Genomic DNA, 17,260 nt, shown 5'->3' with positions numbered 1-17,260 from the left:
CTCATGATGAACCCTGTTCCATGGCTCCAGATGACAAACATGATCTCATATCAGGGACTTGTTCGCACCTTCCCTAGAGAAGCCGGGCGATTCATGCTGCATGAACCGAATCTCTATCTGAGCAGGTCAAAAAATAGGGTATGTCCTGATTTAAGGCATCCAGCGTTCCCCAAACACTCTTCAATAGGTTTATTACTAATTTGTAATTTTTGTGACAGCTTCATGTAATGATTCAGAGTATATAGTTAGTCACGTAACTTGAGTCATAATTAAATGAGGTGGTTTATGAATATTAAAATTGGTGCATTAATGGCATGTACGCTGGTCGTCGGAAGCTTCTCCGCTTTTGCTCAGGCTCCGGTGCCTTATAACGTTCGTGCTGGGCACAACATTATATATATGGATTGGAGTGCCAACGCACTTAGTACCGACACTGTGAGTGTATCTACCCTGGATGACACTAAACTGGGTACTGTAATGGCTACTCCTGGGAAGACAAAGCAACTGCAACTCCCCATGGACAAAAGTATCAACACAGTCAAAGTCAGCTACAACGGTGATGTCCATGTGATTGCACTTCAGCATGGAATGGGTAGTGGGCGAAACAGATAAAGCAAATAAAATCATGCTTTAACGTAAGTTTTGCGCATTTTTTATACGCATTGAGAAAAATGACAGTATTGTAATTGTACATTGATTTCTATAATGAGCATCATCGCACATCACAGTTGTGATGAAATGGAGGCGCTTATGAATGATGTTCATAGTAAAAATGGATTTAATCCTTCTATCTCAAGAAGAAAGTTTGTTAAAGGGATTGCTGCTGGCGGAGTTGTGGCATCGATTCCTATGTCAATTAACGCTAAAGAAGAACTGCCGCAAAAGGTTTACAGCTCAGTTTTAAGTGGAACAGTAATCGATCTGGTAGTTGAAGAAGTTGTTGTCAACTTTACTGGAAGTACAAGAATTGCCACGGTTGTCAATCGCTCCATACCCGCACCGACATTACGCTTAAAGGAAGGCGATGAGGTTACTCTTCGTGTTACCAATAAGCTCAGTGAGCCTACCTCTATTCATTGGCATGGTATAATACTCCCATTTGAAATGGATGGCGTACCTGGTATTAGTTTCAATGGTATTAAACCAGGAGAGACATTCACATATAAATTCACGTTGGAACAGTCCGGTACATATTGGTATCACTCTCACTCTGGTTCTCAAGAACAGACGGGAATGTATGGCGCTTTAATTATAGAGCCAAAAGAAGGCGAGATTATATCAGCCGATAGAGATTATGTTGTTCTCTTGTCAGACTGGACAGATGAGCACCCGATGCGAATTTTATCAAAATTGAAATCGCAAAGTGATTACTATAATTTTAATCAGCCTACAGCTATCGACTTCATTAACGATGTCAGCAACAGTGGATTAAAGGTTGCCTTCACCAAACGCCAGATGTGGAATGAAATGAGAATGAATTCTACAGATTTGGCTGACTTATCCTCTGCAACTTTAACCTATTTAATGAACGGAACGACCCCTAATGGAAATTGGACAGGTGTCTTCAATAAAGGTGAGAAAATCAGACTTAGATTTATAAATGGTGCTGGAGGGTCTTTTTACGATGTCCGAATTCCAGGTATAAAAATGACGGTTGTACAAACCGATGGTGTTGATATTGAACCTATAGACGTAGATGAGTTTCGTTTTGGCCCTGGTGAAACTTACGATGTCATTGTTCAACCCATAGATAACGCCCATACGGTTTTCGCACAGTCGATGGATCGTACTGGTTTTGCCCGAGGGACGTTGTCGACGGCGATTGGCCTTTCAGCTCCAATTCCTACTGTAGACAAACCTGAGCCTCTTTCAATGGAAGATATGATGGGCTCCATGGACGGAATGGACCACGGCTCCATGGCAGGTATGGATCACGGTTCCATGCCTGGAATGACATCAGGTGCTATGCCCGCGATGGATCACGGTTCCATGCCTGGAATGACATCAGGTGCTATGCCCGCGATGGATCATGGTTCAATGCCAGGAATGGAAGGTATGGATCATAGCTCTATGCCTAGTATGGAAACGACGGCCAAGCCTAGTACAGTAAGGCATGCCAGTACAGAGTTTGGACCAAGCGTTGATGCTCGGGTAGATACTCCAAGGCGCAATCTAGATGACCCTGGTGTAGGACTTCGTAATAATGGAAGAAGAGTGCTTACCTTAGCGGACTTGAAAACCAAAGGTGGGCCTATAGATCCAAGACCAGCAGAACGCGAAATTGAGCTTCATTTGACCGGCAATATGGAGCGCTATACATGGTCATTTGATGGAGTCGAGTTCGGTAAGTCAACACCTATTCATTTTAATTATGGCGAGCGAGTAAGAATCACTCTTCATAATGATACTATGATGACACACCCCATGCATTTACATGGTATGTGGAGTGAGCTTGAAAATGAAAATGGTTCTTTCCTAGCAAGAAAACACACCATTGCTGTGCAGCCAGCACAACGCATAAGCTTTCTTGTGACGGCTGATGCTATTGGTCGTTGGGCTTGGCACTGTCATATTATGTTCCATATGGATGCTGGGATGTTTCGTGAAGTTGTGGTTTCTTGAGGAAATAGATGATGCATATTCAAAATATTGTAAGAAAGACAGTATTACTGTTTACTCTTGGAGTATTCACCTCTCTTTCATTTTCAAAAGAATCAGATGAGTCAGTAGGTGGCTATCACCCTGATTTAACCGCAACGACCGAGGCCCAACAGAGAAGTCCCCATGAGTACTCTGATGGCCTCACTCTTAGTTCTGGACCAAGCCTGTTTGAAGGTAGGGAAAAACTTTCCTTAGCTGACGAACATATATTTTCTTCTGTGCTAATAGACAGGCTTGAATACTCTAATGGTCGTAAAGAAAACTATGCAAATTACAAGGCGCTGGCTTGGATAGGAAAAGATTATCATAAGATATGGTTTAAATCTGATGGTGAATATAAAAATTCATTGCAGGAGACAGAAAATCAAATTCTTTATGGATATGCGACGTCACCATACTGGGACATCCTTTTGGGGGCAAGATATGATACATATAAATCTAGAAGTGATAAGGGATGGCTTGCCCTTGGCATCCAAGGACTTGCACCATATTGGTTTGAAGTCGATTCATCTTTGTTTGTAGATTCACATGGCCTAGCACTTTTAAGCCTAGAGGCTGAATATGACCTTTTGCTGACTCAAAAGTTAATATTGCAACCCCAAGTTTCAATGAATATTTACAGTAAAGATGATGATGAGATGTTAGTTGGGCGAGGTATATCTGACATAAGCACAGGCTTACGGTTGCGTTATGAAATAAATAGACAGTTTGCACCATATATTGGAGTTGAATGGAGCACTCTTGCTGGAAGTACTTATGATCTTGCGAAAGACAATGGCGAGAGTACATCCGATACTAGATTTATTACCGGCGCCAGATTCTGGTTCTGATTATATAAGGAAGATAGCATATGAAATATAACGTTATTGCTGCTGCTTTGATTGTTGTTTCTGCTGGTGTGATTGCATCTGAGCAAGGGCATGACATGAGTGCAATGAAAAATGGTATGAGTCATGACATGAGCTCAATGAAGGGAAATCCAGCCCCTATGGGACATGACATGGGTAGCATGGCTGGCTCTCCAGGTGTTGCCAAAGATGTCTCTAGAACCATCGATGTGTCTATGGATGACACCATGCGATTCACACCGAAATCGATATCTGTTAAGCAAGGTGAAACAATACGTTTCTTTATAAAGAACAATGGTAAAGTGCCACATGAGTTTGTTCTTGGAACGACCTCTGAGCTAAAAGATCATGCTGGGATGATGCAACAAATGCAAGGTATGCAGATGCAACACAGTATGCCAAATATGATTTCTCTTGCACCAAACAAGAAGAGTGCTGTGTTATGGAAATTTGACAAGTCAGGAACAGTATCATTCGCCTGCCTTGTACCTGGTCATATGGAAGCTGGTATGGTCGGAGAGGTTGTCGTTAAATAAGTACTCTCTGAGTCGATAAGAGCATCAAAGAGGGGCCTGACTAGGCCCCTCTTTTATACGTACATAATTCAGCTCTAAACTTTATAAATACTGATTATCAGATGTAAACTCAAAATTCATCGTTGATGTGACATGGGGTAATCCCCCCGAAAAACTGAGGTGCTCATAAGTAGAATTTTCTCGTATCTTGAACGCAGGAGGTTCTACATGAAAACATCACGCTTTAGCGATGCACAGATCATCGCCATCCTCAAGCAGGCCGAGTCTGGTTCACCCGTCCCTGAGCTCTGCCGTGAGCATGGCATCAGCTCCGCCACCTTCTACAAGTGGCGCTCCAAATTCGGTGGCATGGATGCCTCTCTCATGGCGCGCCTCAAAGAGCTGGAAGAGGAAAATCGTCGCCTTAAGAAGATGTATGCCGAGGAGCGCCTAAAGGCTGAGATCATCTCCGAGGCGATGGCAAAAAAGTGGTGACGCCATCTGCCCGCAGGGAGATGGCGACCAAGGCTGTGGCTCATTACGCCATTTCTATCCGTCTGGCTTGCCAGGTGTTCAAGGTGAGCGAGGGTTGCTACCGTTATCAGCCCGTGCTGGCTGATGAAAACCAGGAGATTGCCGACTGGCTGCTGCGCCTCACCGCCAACCAGCGCAACTGGGGTTTCGGACTGTGTTTCCTGTACCTGCGTAACGTCAAAGGCTTTGGCTGGAACCACAAGCGGGTCTACCGGATCTATCGGGCGCTAGAGCTCAATCTGCGGATAAAACCCAAGAAGCGGCTAGTGCGGGCCAAGCCGGAGCCGTTGGCAGTCCCTGACCAACCGAATCACTGTTGGTCGATGGACTTTATGCATGACCAGCTCAGCGATGGTCGTTCGGTGCGGTTGTTTAATGTGATCGATGACTTCAATCGCGAAGCACTGTGCATCGAGGTGGATTTCTCCTTACCCGCCTCACGAGTCAAACGGGCGCTGGAGCAGGTCATCGAGTGGCGGGGCAAACCAGCCGCAATCCGCTGTGATAATGGTCCGGAATACATCAGCGAAGAGCTCAAGCAATGGGCGCAGCAGAAGAGGATTGCGCTGAGGTATATCCAGCCAGGCAACCCGCAGCAGAATGCCTACATAGAGCGATTTAACCGCACTGTGCGTTACGACTGGTTGGGCCATTACCTGTTTGAGTCACTGAATGAGTTACAGGAATTTGCCACGAACTGGCTGTGGGTTTATAACCATGAGCGGCCCAATATGGCGCTGGTGCATATTCCGGTCGAAAATGAACACCTATTCCGGTTTAAAATGAACGCTGATTCCGGCTTGCGTGTACACCGATTCCGGACACCTCAGTGCACGTACTCTGATGTCAGATGAACCGTCCTGTTCCAACGTCTTGGATCCACAACTGCCGCGCTGCGCTTGGCTGCTGGCTTGTTCAGTGAGTCGAAAAGATGCCTCCCCTCAAAGCTCAGCTTCTGCTCGAAGAATCCCTGTCCGCATACTTTCCGGAAATGGTGTTCACAGATTCCGGAATCACTGTTCAACTTCACCGGAATACGCAGCTGGGCGGCTACACGCCGAAACAGCGCTTGGCACAGGCCGCATGACCTCTACTTTTGAGTGCTCCAAAAAATGGGGGGATTACCACACCATTGGTTGAGTCTTGCCCTCCCGTGATTGTCTAGGCAACACTCATATTCATGGCATCAACTCAGAAAATCGGCTAGCCACGATAAATAATAGATTGACTTACCCACAATGCTGGCCTGAGAGATGGGGGCTCAAGTCATTATTCTTGAAATAATTCCTCCTCAGGTCGCTCCTATTCTGGCAATCATACTCTTTAATTATTATGTTATCGCCTTATGTTAAGTGATTAAAAACTATTTAGCTGGGAATAGTAAATAAAATGAAATGTAGTCACCATTTAATTTATTCCAAGCCTTTCCTCCATTAACTTCGGTTATCGATTTAACAATCGATAGACCCAACCCGACACTATCGTTATTGCTAGATCTTGATAAATCTGCCCTATAAAATCGGTCAAACATTCTCAAAGAGTCATCGTAAGATATACCTTTGCATTTGTTCTTTATTTCAACAATAGAATTATTTCCTTCATCGTTTGATATCGAGATGCTAATGACAGAGTTACTCTCTGAGTATTTTATTGCGTTAGATATCAGATTGGATATCGAACGACGAAACATTATTTTGTCAGCAAATACAAGTCTATGAGTATTGGTAACGTTAAACATAAGACTTTTTTCTTCTGCCAAATACATAAAGAAATCCAAAATAGAAGAAAGTTCATTCTCTGAATCTAAAAATTCTTTATTTGCAGAAATCAAACCTTTGTCTGACCTGGCAATCCACAGCATATCGCTAACCATCTTTGCCAAACGCTCAAGCTCTTCCAGAATTGAATATAGGAACTCTTTATATTCGGAGATGCTCCTGTCTTGATTTAACCCAACTTGAGCCTGCATGATTATATTGGTTAATGGGGTTCTTAGTTCATGCGCTACATCATCTGAAAAATCAGATAACTTAACGAAACTATTGTTTAGTTTAGATAGCATGGTATTGAATGAGTCAACCAACTCCCTTAACTCTCTCGGATATTGGTTGGGTTCTAATGTTGAGCTCAACTGTTCAGCCTGAATAGTCGACATATGTTTGCTTAATATATAAATAGGTTTGTGGCCTTGCCTTATACCCAAGTATGTAGACAATATTATGATCGCCCAAACACCAAAGACTATGATTAATAGCTGCATCCTAAAGTCAGACAAAAAATGAGAGTGAACACTTGAGTCTAAATAGAACACGACTGAATAGGAGTTATCATTTTTTTTAAAATTAATGTTTTTACTGAGATATTTATGTGGAGCGGAAGTGTCAGTTTCAGATACATGAATTAGTGTATTGCTGAACTTTCTCATAATAAAGCTGTCTCGTTCACTCCTATATATATTTTTACCATCTTTTAATATCTCGATATAAAAATTAGAGTCAGGATTGATTGTATCCCAATTGATAATTCTTTGAACTGCATCTATGCGCTTTGAAAACTGCTCGATAATAATCGTTTTGTTATCTATCGTTTCATTATCAAGGTCTAAGAAATGATTTTTGATAGATGTCTCTACCAAAAATAACAAGGAAATCATACTGATCGTTATGGCGACAGAAACAAAAAGCATAGCACGTATAGTTATAGGCATGTTACTCTTCATCGCCAGCACCTTCTAATTTATATCCCATTCCTCGAATAGTATGAATTAATTTTATTTGATAATCATCATCAACCTTGGCTCTTAATCTTCTGATTGCAACATCTATTACATTTGTATCGCTGTCAAAATTCATATCCCATACCAAAGAGGCAATTAATGAGCGAGGTAATACTTCACCATGCCGCCGAGCTAATAACTCAAGTAATAGATATTCTTTAGGGGTGAGATGTAGTTTTTTACCCGACCGCTTAACTGTTCTTGATTTGATGTTTATAATCAAATCTGAAATTGATATAACCTCTTCAATATGATTGTCTTTGGATCGCCTAAGAAGGTTTTTTATTCTGGCTAGTAGTTCAGTGAATGCAAATGGTTTTGAAAGATAATCATCAGCTCCAGACTCTAGCCCCTTTACTCTATCTCCGACACCATCTTTTGCCGTCAGGAACATGACAGGTACTTGAATGTTTATATTTCTAATTTCCTCAAGAAGCTGCCATCCGTTAATCCCAGGTAACATAATATCTAGTATTATTAAGTCAAATTCATGGCTAAGTATATAAAAGCGACCATCAATTCCATTTGTGGCGAGAGTAACAATGTAGCCTGACTCAGTGAGTCCTTTCTTTAAATACTCACCTATCTTTGGCTCATCTTCAACAACTAAAATATTCATTATGTTCTCCAATATGCAGTATTAAGATAGTCAGTAGTCTATGCTACTACATACACTAAAAAATAAAAAAAATCCAGCTGCATCAAGAGTTTCAATGAAGGTTATATCGAAATTATAAAATCTAGAATGATTATTTTTAATGTTTAAAAAACGGCCAGCATAAGCTGGCCGTTTTTTACATGTGGGAGATCTTAACGGTTACTACCGCTTCCCATACCATGCGGGAGAGAGACGTTATGAATGGTTCCTTTATAGTCCACGATAACTTCTGTAATATTTTTATCAGAAGGAAGTGTTAACTGCTTGGTCTTACCAGGGAGAGCCTTCACAACGCCCAGTTTCGTGCCATCGGGGGTGGATACGTCCACGGAGTCAGTAGGCAATGCAGATATTTTCCATTCTACATAGACTACTCCATGCCCTGCTCTAAGATCGAAAGGCATTGGGGCATTAGCGAAAGCCGCTGAACTACTAATCAACATGGTGAGCGCAGCTAAGATGGTCTTTATTTTCATTGGATTACCTCATTTCGTTGTTATTGCACGGTTATCGCTAATCACTATATACAATCAACATTACATGCTGCTGTCAGCAAGATTACATTACCGTAAGGATATAGATCTTTAAGAGGGCAAGTATGTATGATTCACCCTATTGGGGTATGAGAGATGATTTTACACCACCTGGTTTTCCATATTTTGAATATATCTTAAGGGGCATGGCATGATGAAATTTATTGCAATGTTGTTAGTTTTTGTCGCAGGAGGCGGTAGTGTCTACCTGCTCACAAATTTTAAAGATGTAAATACATTAAAGGAAAAACAACCTCTTTATTGGGTAAACCCGATGGATCCAGCTGATAAGAGACCTTCTCCAGCCAAGGATACAATGGGAATGGATTTCATTCCTGTTTATGAAGAGAAAGCTCAAGGTCAAGGGTCAGCTGGCACAGTTACAATATCACCGGAAATACAGCAGAATCTTGGTGTTCGTCTCGATCAAGTCAAACGAGCTCCTACTTATCAGGAAATTGATACTGTTGGATATGTTGGATATGATGAAGACCGTCTTGAAGCTATCAACTCACGTATGGCTGGCTGGGTACGAACCCTTGCAATTAAAAGTGAGGGGCAAAGGGTTACCAAAGGTAGTTTTATTTACGCATTATATGCCCCTGATTTAGTAAATGCGCAGCATGAATACTTGTTGGCCATGAATAGCAGTAACCCTTTGTTGATTCGAGCCGCAGAAGGGAAACTCAAGGCGCTACAAATTCCAAGTGATCAAATATCTATTTTAAAGCGAACTAGGAAAGTGCGTGAAACAATTAATTTCTATGCACCTAGTGATGGATATATTTCTGAGCTAAAAATTCGAGAGGGACAGTACGTAGAACCAGCTGAGGCGCTATTTAATATCAGCACATTACAACAAGTTTGGGTCAGTGCAGAAATTTTTGAGCGCCAAGCTACCGTATTGAAATTGGGAGATCCAGTTACCATGACTCTTGATTATGCGCCAAGCAGAACTTGGGTCGGTAAAGTTGATTATTTATATCCCACCCTAGACGCATCAACTAGAACGCTTAAGGTCAGGCTACGCTTTGATAATCCAGACGAGTTCCTTAAGCCGAATATGTTTGCTCAGATCAACATAAAAGCCGGTGGAACCGAGTCTAATCTTGTGGTGCCTAGTGAGGCTATTATTAGAACAGGAACGCAGAATCGAGTAGTGCTGTCATTAGGTGATGGGCGCTTCAAATCTGTTGAAGTCACTCTCGGTTCTCAGTTTAGGGAACATATCGTTGTTACATCTGGAGTTGAAGAAGGTGATGAGATAGTAAGGTCTGCTCAGTTTTTATTAGACTCTGAGTCAAGTATCAGTTCCGACTTCCAGCGCATGACTGCATTTCGTCCTGCTCAAGTCTGGGTCAATGCTGACATCGTTGATATTGGTCAGAATAGGCAGATCACAATTGCACACCAACAAGTACCAGAATGGCAATGGCCAGCAATGCGTATGAGCTTTGAACTTGATAAGAGTATTGCTCCTTCAAGTTTAAAGATGGGTCACTCCGTGAGTGTTTTGCTAAGGCAGGATGGGGAACGATACATTATAACTGGTATCAAGGAGCCGATTGCTAAAACAAATATTAAAAATTCAGATTCAAATAGTAGCAACGTGAAAGGTAAGGCTCCATCTGCTCCACAATTGGACCATTCCAAGCATGATATGGCCGAAATGGATGAGATAGGAGGTCAGAAATGATCACATCAATAATTCGATGGTCTATTGGCAATCGATTCCTTGTTCTTTTGTTAAGTGTGTTGCTCACTGCATGGGGAATATGGTCAGTCAAGCAAACTCCTGTTGATGCGCTGCCTGATTTGTCGGATGTTCAAGTTATTATCAAAACAAGTTATCCTGGGCAAGCACCACAAGTAGTTGAAGACCAAGTAACTTACCCATTAACCACCGCCATGCTTGCTGTTCCTGGTGCAACTACCGTCCGTGGTTATTCTTTCTTTGGTGATTCTTTCGTTTATGTTCTATTCGATGACAATACGGATTTGTATTGGGCGCGGGCGCGAGTTTTAGAATACTTGAGCCAAGTTGCTCCTAATTTACCATCTTCTGCGAGGCCCCAGCTTGGGCCTGATGCAACTGGTGTTGGTTGGGTCTATCAGTATGCACTGATCGATAGAACAGGTAAGCATGACTTAAGTGAATTAACCTCACTGCAAAACTGGTTTTTAAAGTATGAATTACAGACTGTAGAGGGGGTTTCTGAAGTCGCTACGGTTGGAGGAATGGTTCGTCAGTATCAGGTTCGTGTAGACCCCAATAAGCTGCGTGCATATGGTGTACCTTTGTCTTTAATTCAGACAGCAATAGAACAAGGTAACCAGGAAACAGGTGCTTCAGTTATCGAGATGGCCGAAGCTGAGTATATGGTTCGCTCCAATGGGTATTTGAAAAATGTCTCTGATCTAAAAAACATTCCATTAGGAACAAATGTACGTGGTGCTCCACTATTGCTAGGTGATGTAGCGGATGTGGTAACTGGCCCTCAAGTACGTCGAGGCATCGCAGAGCTCAATGGTGAAGGTGAAGTCGTTGGGGGCATTATCGTCATGCGTTATGGCGAAAATGCACAACACACTATTGATGGAGTTAAGACTCGTCTTGATGAATTAAAAAGTAGTCTACCAGATGGGGTTGAGATAATAACTGTATATGACCGCTCAGATCTAATCCAAAGAGCAATCGACAACCTTTCAGGGAAGTTACTGGAAGAGTTTATTGTTGTTGTATTAGTTTGTTTAGCATTTTTATTCCACCTACGGTCATCGTTAGTAGTGATTATCACCCTACCAATCGCAATTCTAGTTGCATTTATAATAATGAATATACAGGGTGTCAACGCCAACATAATGTCTTTGGGAGGGATAGCCATCGCAATTGGAGCAATGGTTGATGGTGCAATTGTAATGATTGAAAATGTCCATAAGCATATGGAACAGACACCCCTAACTAATGAAAACAGATGGAAGGTAATTGGAGAGGCCAGTGCAGAAGTCGGCCCTGCTATATTTTTCTCTCTATTAATTATTACCATGAGCTTTTTACCAGTATTTGCTCTTGAAGCACAAGAAGGGCGGATGTTTGCTCCGCTCGCATATACTAAGACTTATGCTATGGCCGCAGCTGCTGCACTTGCAATAACGTTAGTCCCTGTTGTAATGGGGTACTTTATTCGTGGTAAGGTACTTGCTGAACAAGCGAACCCAATTAATAGATGGCTAAGTCAGGGTTATATACCTTTGCTGAAATGCGTCTTAGCATGGCCGAAGGTGACTCTTACTTTAGCATTTATCGTGACCGTTGTTGGTTTCTTGCCTTTAAAATATTTAGGGTCTGAGTTTATTCCTCCACTTGATGAGGGGGATCTGATGTATATGCCGACAACGGCAACAAATATCTCGGTAGGGAAAACGCGAGAGATATTACAACAAACAGATAAGCTGATTAGAACTGTCCCTGAGGTAAAGAATGTATTCGGTAAGGCTGGCCGTGCGGATAGTGCAACAGATCCAGCTGATCTTGTTATGATGGAAACCACTATTCAGCTGAAGCCTCAATCAGAGTGGCGTCCTGGGATGACACCAGAGAAATTACGGGAGGAGCTAGACTCATTAATTCAATTTCCTGGTTTGACAAATGCGTGGGTCCCCCCAATCAAGACTCGAACAGATATGCTCGCAACAGGAATTAAAACACCTGTTGGGATCAAGATTGCTGGTCCAGATCTTAAAGTGATACAAAAAATAGGACAGCAACTTGAGAAAATTGTTGGCAGTGTAGAGGGGGCATCATCCGTGTATGCTGAGCGTGTCGCCGGTGGTCGTTATGTCAAAGTTGATATCGATAGACTGAAGGCTGCCCGATATGGACTCAATATTGCGGATGTTCAAGCAGTACTAGCAACGGCTGTGGGCGGCATGGATGTTGGACAGACGATAGAGGGGCGAGAGCGATATCCAATCAATATACGCTATCCACAAAGCTATCGCGACTCAGTCGCTAGTCTAGAGTTGCTTCCTTTGATCACTCCCAAAGGTGAACGAATTGCTCTAGCTGATGTTGCTCGAATTTATATTAGCGATGAAGCCCCAATGTTGCGAAGTGAAAATGCTAGGTTAAATGGTTGGGTATATGTTGATATTAGTAATAGAGATATTGGATCATTTGTCGCGGATGCAAAAAAAATGGTCGGAGAACAATTAGTTCTTCCTGCTGGGTACTCTATTACTTGGTCTGGTCAATACGAATATATGGAACGAGCTAAAGCTCGCCTTGCCTATGTAGTCCCATTAACCGTTGCCATCATAGTTCTATTGCTTTACTTGGCGTTTCGGCGTGTTCAAGAAGTGCTTCTTATTCTTACGACCTTGCCTCTTGCTGTAGTTGGTGGCATTTGGTACGTGTGGCTAGCTGGATTTAATATGTCAGTGGCCGTTGGAGTTGGATTCATAGCACTTGCAGGTGTCGCTGTAGAAACAGGTGTATTGATGTTGATCTATCTCAACCATGCTTGGGATGATCTCGTTAAGAACGATAAACTTGATAATGCAGGATTACATGGTGCCGTTATCCATGGAGCTGCAATGCGACTACGTCCTAAAATGATGACAGTGGTAACGATAATTGCTGGCCTATTACCTATCATGTGGAGTCATGGGACTGGCTCTGAGGTTATGCAACGAATAGCCGCGCCAATGATTGGTGGGATGGTAAGCGCACTCGTTTTAACTCTCTTAGTTCTACCTGCGGCATTTTACTTATGGCGTAGACGTACTCTGAAGAGCATCACTAATACTACAGGTGTTGATATGCCTGAATAACGGTTGGTGCACAGGCGGATGCATTATATGAATATGCATCCGCTACTTTCGTTTTCTTTATTTACAATCTGTTGGTATCTATCATGATGAACAAAATGTTTTTACCTATACTCGCTCTTCTTAGTAGTTACACGCATGCGGAGGGCTTGCTAGATATTTATAACTTGGCGAAGCAAAAGGATCCGCAACTTCTTGAGTCAAAGGCAATGCGTGACCAATCATTCGAAAAAATCAATGAAGAGCAAGCATCATTTCTACCAAAGATAAATCTTGGTCTTAGTGCTAACTATGTTGACGATAATCTGGATATGCAAACTGGGAGCGCAACGAATAGTGCAATCAATCTAGAGCAATCTCTCTACAACAGTGCTAATTGGATTAATCTTGATTTAGCTGCGAAGAATGCGACACTATCAGATGTTTCTTATGTTCTTGAGCATCAAAACTTAGTGCTTCGTACAATACAGACATATTTTAATGTTCTCCAGGCTGAAGATTCGCTGATTTATTCTCAGGCAACGAAAAAGGCAATTCAGAGGCAGCTTGCTCAAACCCAGCAGCGTTTTGAGGTAGGTTTGGCCGCGATTACTGATGTACATGAGGCAGAGGCCGCCTTCGATCAGTCTTTTGCCGATGAGATCTATGCAGAGAACACGCTTGAAAATAGCTATGAGGCTCTACGTGAGTTAACTGGTCTTGAGCATAGAAAGCTTAATAAGCTTGATACAGAGCGTTTCAGTCCTCAAAAAACTTTATGGAAAATTGATAAGTGGACTGATGCAGCAATTGAAAAAAATTTGGCATTACATCAGGCTCGGATTAAAAAAGAACTTGCGAAGATGCAGATTGATTTATCTAAGTCAGGACATAAGCCATTAGTTGATCTTACTATGGGGTTATCTTCAACTTATAATAACTACAAAGATAATACAGTTAATACGGACGGTTATTCCAATCAAGGCGACATTGGTATTAAATTTTCATTGCCACTATATACAGGTGGTGCAACAGTATCACAAGTCAAACAATCTTCTTTTGACTATGTTGCTGCCAGTGAGCAGCTGGAGAAAAGTTATCGCTCGGTCATGAGTGCAGTTAAGTCTTCATATAACAATGTTAATGCAAGTATTGGCTCTGTTCGTGCATATCAACAAGCTGTAGTTTCTGCTGAAAGTGCTTTAAAAGCGACCGAGGCAGGATATGAGGTTGGAACTAGGACGATCATTGATGTATTGGATGCTAATAGAAAATTGTATAATGCAAAGACAAAGTTAGCTATTTCTAGATATAGTTACATAGTCAACGTTGCTACATTGAAATTAAATTCAGGGTCTTTAGATAAAAAAGAGATAATTGATATTGATAATGGTTTGGTTAATTTAAGGTAGTTGTGTGTAATCTATTTTTCAATGGGCATCAGTTTTGCACTGATGCCTTTTATTTAGCCTGGATATTCTTTTATCTTTTCTATTTGTTTTTCGGAAGGTTTTTAGCACTTGTTACTATTAGTGTATGGCTATAAATTCATTCAGAAAAATATAGCGACCTACAGGGTTGTAGTTTTTAGTGTGGATTTGAATTTTTTAAAGACCATCATTTAAATAACCCGGAATATACGTGCAAATTGCTCCAGTTGTTCTTTCATCAGCCTTATTTCACAAATCGATGCTTCTTGAGTGGAACGAACTGAGAAGTCGGTAATCTGATCACCACCATCCCCTTCCAGCCAGCATCATGGGCAAGTTACTTCATCCCATCACCGAAATTCGCTTCAATATAGCAGGTCTCTGATTAATCGTGTCTCACTCATCTTCTGGATTGATGTCGATGCCATAAGTAACTGGTTCCATGAGGTGATCTCAATGCTCACTACCACCTAGATTAAGTTTTTGGCTACACAGTTTCATAGAAGATTGGCACCATGGCCCTAGGTAGATCCAGACGCAATTTAGCTCACGATTTTTGAATGATGCTATTTCCAAACTATCTTGGTGCAAAAAACAGTGGAGCTGATGCTGAGATTGAGAGATAATTTTCATGATATAAAAATGTGATACATGAGGCTATCAATGAACGATTTTTTGAAAACACTGATGAATATTCGTAGTCTGCGAGCTGTACTGCGTGAGTTGTCTTATGAGCAGTTGGTCGAGGCTAAAGACAAATTTGACGAAATCTATGCCGAACGTGAGCAGCAAGAGAGCAAATTGAGAGAAGAGTCAGCTGAACGCCTGCAAAAACTGGCTGAGTTTACCGAGCTGCTGAAACAAGCGGGCATAGATCCGAGTGAGCTGGTTGGCACTGTGGCTCCAGCGAAAGCTGATGGTTCAGCCAACAAAGCCAAACGCGCTCCCCGTCCTGCAAAATACAAGTACACCGAAGGCGGTCAGGAGAAGACATGGACTGGCCAGGGGCGCATGCCCAAGGCCATTGCAGACGCTGTTGCGGCTGGAAAAGCACTGGATGACTTCTTGATCTAATGCTGAGAGCCCATGCCTGCTCGGCGTGGGCCTTTAATTCTATCTGTAGTAGGAGCACCGTATGGGGAGGACATTGGAGGATATGATTTCATCCGAATCACCCGAGGTTGTCCAGAGAGCCAAGGCGCTGGCCGAAGAGCAACTGGTACGTCTCAGTGTGACCAAACTGCTTTCAAATCTCGGGCCTGGTGATGTTCCTGCAATAGATCCCGATGTTCTCGATAGTTTGTTATCACTCAAAAGATTAGTTGAGAGCCATGACTGTCGGTTAAGTCTATTCGTTCATATGCCTGACGGCACACATCATGGCGTCAACATTTAACTAAATAGCGTCATTTGTACACCAATCGCAGCTCTCATCTACCAGATGAAATTAACGCCCCATGGCGATGCTTTTTCAAACTCCCTCGGTGTGCAAGCAGATCTGATAGCGTGTATTGCGTCCGCCACCAGGTAATTTCTCAATGCATCCCCTCTCCACCAGTTCAGCCAGATGGCGTGTGGCAGTCGCCTTGCTGACTCCGGCGACTTTTTGATATTGACTGGCACTGATGCCATTTTCAAAACCCTGTTCGCCGCCATCCAGTAAACGATTCAGCACTTTGGTTTGCTCTGGACTCAGACTGTCATGACAGTGCCGCAACCAAAAATGAGCCTTGGCAAGAGAACGAGCAATAACCTGTAATGCCAGCTCTATGGCGTAATCCAGTGTGTCGAGGAACCAACAAAGCCAGGATGTGATATCCAGCGTGCCCTTCTGTGTTGACTCCAGTGCCCGATAGTAGTCAGCCCGCCATTCTAGAATAGCGACTGACATGGCATACAAACGGATGCCCTGGCTGTCAGCCTGTGACAGCGCGAGATCGGTCAATGCCCGCGTGAGCCGCCCATTGCCATCATCAACGGGATGCAGGGTCACGAACCAGAAATGACAGATCGCCGCACGAAGAAGGGGATCTATCGTTGGATCATGCCGAGTCTGGTTAAACCAGAAGATAAACGCGGCCAGTTGATCGTCCAGAGCTGCTCTGGGTGGAGCCTCAAAATGCACGGTAGGGCGATCAACACGCCCAGAGACAACCAGCATCGGCTCATCTCCTCGCAACTGCCCTACGTTCAGTCGCTGCACCGACCATTCGTTGGCGGGGAACAGCCAACGATGCCATTGGTAAAGTCGTTCAATTGTCAGTGGTTGTTCATGGTTGTCGATGGCATCCAGCATCATTGCCGCGAGCCCCTCTGAGCGATCTGACACGGGATAGGACTGAGTTTCTGATCCCCCTAAGGAAGGTGCGAACAAGTCCCTGATATGAGATCATGTTTGTCATCTGGAGCCATGGAACATGGGTTCATCATGAGTCATCAACTTACCTTCGCCGACAGTGAATTCAGCAGTAAGCGCCGTCAGACCAGAAAAGAGAT

General features: G+C 42.8%; 13 protein-coding genes and 1 pseudogene. 10 read left to right on the top strand and 4 right to left on the bottom strand.

Annotated features, from left to right (window positions below):
- Nucleotides 1–285 precede the first annotated feature (285 nt).
- The 5 genes and pseudogenes from HB860_RS21405 to HB860_RS21385 all read left to right on the top strand — a co-directional run.
- Complete coding sequence (locus HB860_RS21405) at nt 286–612, top strand: hypothetical protein (RefSeq protein WP_130631529.1); 327 nt, start codon at nt 286–288, stop codon at nt 610–612.
- Nucleotides 613–705: 93 nt separating this feature from the next.
- On the top strand, nt 706–2,622 hold the full coding sequence (locus tag HB860_RS21400; protein WP_427232942.1) for a copper resistance system multicopper oxidase: 1,917 nt from the start codon (nt 706–708) through the stop codon (nt 2,620–2,622).
- 8 nt (nt 2,623–2,630) lie between these two features.
- Complete coding sequence (locus HB860_RS21395) at nt 2,631–3,491, top strand: copper resistance protein B (protein WP_223917471.1); 861 nt, start codon at nt 2,631–2,633, stop codon at nt 3,489–3,491.
- Nucleotides 3,492–3,511: 20 nt separating this feature from the next.
- Nucleotides 3,512–4,045, top strand: coding sequence for a cupredoxin family protein (locus HB860_RS21390; RefSeq protein WP_042649739.1), 534 nt, complete (start codon nt 3,512–3,514; stop codon nt 4,043–4,045).
- A 207-nt stretch (nt 4,046–4,252) separates the two neighbouring features.
- Nucleotides 4,253–5,298, top strand: a pseudogene (locus HB860_RS21385) (IS3-like element ISAs22 family transposase); the annotation flags it as partial.
- 623 nt (nt 5,299–5,921) lie between these two features.
- Here the strand turns inward: HB860_RS21385 and HB860_RS21380 are convergent.
- The 3 genes from HB860_RS21380 to HB860_RS21370 form a co-directional block, all read right to left on the bottom strand.
- Nucleotides 5,922–7,277, bottom strand: a complete 1,356-nt coding sequence (locus HB860_RS21380) for a heavy metal sensor histidine kinase (RefSeq protein WP_163150052.1) — start codon at nt 7,275–7,277, stop codon at nt 5,922–5,924.
- The gene (locus tag HB860_RS21375; RefSeq protein ID WP_021140716.1) at nt 7,267–7,953 is read right to left on the bottom strand and encodes a heavy metal response regulator transcription factor; all 687 of its coding nucleotides are present in this window, start codon (nt 7,951–7,953) and stop codon (nt 7,267–7,269) included. The genes HB860_RS21380 and HB860_RS21375 overlap by 11 nt, the downstream gene beginning before the upstream one ends.
- A 191-nt stretch (nt 7,954–8,144) precedes the next feature.
- On the bottom strand, nt 8,145–8,468 hold the full coding sequence (locus tag HB860_RS21370) for a hypothetical protein (RefSeq protein WP_021140715.1): 324 nt from the start codon (nt 8,466–8,468) through the stop codon (nt 8,145–8,147).
- Nucleotides 8,469–8,676: 208 nt separating this feature from the next.
- Between HB860_RS21370 and HB860_RS21365 the strand changes: the two genes are divergently transcribed.
- From HB860_RS21365 to HB860_RS21340, 5 genes are all read left to right on the top strand, one after another.
- Nucleotides 8,677–10,221, top strand: a complete 1,545-nt coding sequence (locus tag HB860_RS21365; RefSeq protein ID WP_223917258.1) for an efflux RND transporter periplasmic adaptor subunit — start codon at nt 8,677–8,679, stop codon at nt 10,219–10,221.
- Nucleotides 10,218–13,358 carry an efflux RND transporter permease subunit gene (locus HB860_RS21360; RefSeq protein ID WP_171269410.1) on the top strand — a complete coding sequence of 1,047 codons (3,141 nt, stop codon included), beginning with the start codon at nt 10,218–10,220 and terminating at the stop codon, nt 13,356–13,358. The genes HB860_RS21365 and HB860_RS21360 overlap by 4 nt, the downstream gene beginning before the upstream one ends.
- 86 nt (nt 13,359–13,444) lie before the next feature.
- Complete coding sequence (gene tolC, locus HB860_RS21355; protein ID WP_232092390.1) at nt 13,445–14,746, top strand: outer membrane channel protein TolC; 1,302 nt, start codon at nt 13,445–13,447, stop codon at nt 14,744–14,746.
- A 681-nt stretch (nt 14,747–15,427) separates the two neighbouring features.
- The gene (locus tag HB860_RS21345; RefSeq protein WP_247627887.1) at nt 15,428–15,838 is read left to right on the top strand and encodes an H-NS family nucleoid-associated regulatory protein; all 411 of its coding nucleotides are present in this window, start codon (nt 15,428–15,430) and stop codon (nt 15,836–15,838) included.
- A gap of 82 nt (nt 15,839–15,920) precedes the next feature.
- The gene (locus HB860_RS21340; RefSeq protein ID WP_230848137.1) at nt 15,921–16,160 is read left to right on the top strand and encodes a hypothetical protein; all 240 of its coding nucleotides are present in this window, start codon (nt 15,921–15,923) and stop codon (nt 16,158–16,160) included.
- Between the two features lie 75 nt (nt 16,161–16,235).
- Here HB860_RS21340 and HB860_RS21335 read toward each other — a convergent pair whose 3' ends face one another.
- A complete protein-coding gene (locus tag HB860_RS21335) occupies nt 16,236–17,063 on the bottom strand; it encodes a Fic family protein (RefSeq protein WP_233270792.1) in 828 nt (275 codons plus the stop codon).
- Nucleotides 17,064–17,260 lie beyond the last annotated feature (197 nt).

Source organism: Aeromonas genomosp. paramedia (assembly GCF_023093515.1).
GTDB lineage: Bacteria > Pseudomonadota > Gammaproteobacteria > Enterobacterales > Aeromonadaceae > Aeromonas.
This window is presented reverse-complemented; position numbering and strand designations above follow the sequence as displayed.

Coding starts and splice junctions, on each gene's coding strand:
- HB860_RS21405 (WP_130631529.1), top strand. CDS start 286: ATGAATATTAAAATTGGTGCATTAATGGCATGTACGCTGGTCGTCGGA.
- HB860_RS21400 (WP_427232942.1), top strand. CDS start 706: ATGAGCATCATCGCACATCACAGTTGTGATGAAATGGAGGCGCTTATG.
- HB860_RS21395 (WP_223917471.1), top strand. CDS start 2,631: ATGATGCATATTCAAAATATTGTAAGAAAGACAGTATTACTGTTTACT.
- HB860_RS21390 (WP_042649739.1), top strand. CDS start 3,512: ATGAAATATAACGTTATTGCTGCTGCTTTGATTGTTGTTTCTGCTGGT.
- HB860_RS21380 (WP_163150052.1), bottom strand. CDS start 7,277: ATGAAGAGTAACATGCCTATAACTATACGTGCTATGCTTTTTGTTTCT.
- HB860_RS21375 (WP_021140716.1), bottom strand. CDS start 7,953: ATGAATATTTTAGTTGTTGAAGATGAGCCAAAGATAGGTGAGTATTTA.
- HB860_RS21370 (WP_021140715.1), bottom strand. CDS start 8,468: ATGAAAATAAAGACCATCTTAGCTGCGCTCACCATGTTGATTAGTAGT.
- HB860_RS21365 (WP_223917258.1), top strand. CDS start 8,677: ATGATGAAATTTATTGCAATGTTGTTAGTTTTTGTCGCAGGAGGCGGT.
- HB860_RS21360 (WP_171269410.1), top strand. CDS start 10,218: ATGATCACATCAATAATTCGATGGTCTATTGGCAATCGATTCCTTGTT.
- tolC (WP_232092390.1), top strand. CDS start 13,445: ATGAACAAAATGTTTTTACCTATACTCGCTCTTCTTAGTAGTTACACG.
- HB860_RS21345 (WP_247627887.1), top strand. CDS start 15,428: ATGAACGATTTTTTGAAAACACTGATGAATATTCGTAGTCTGCGAGCT.
- HB860_RS21340 (WP_230848137.1), top strand. CDS start 15,921: ATGATTTCATCCGAATCACCCGAGGTTGTCCAGAGAGCCAAGGCGCTG.
- HB860_RS21335 (WP_233270792.1), bottom strand. CDS start 17,063: ATGATGCTGGATGCCATCGACAACCATGAACAACCACTGACAATTGAA.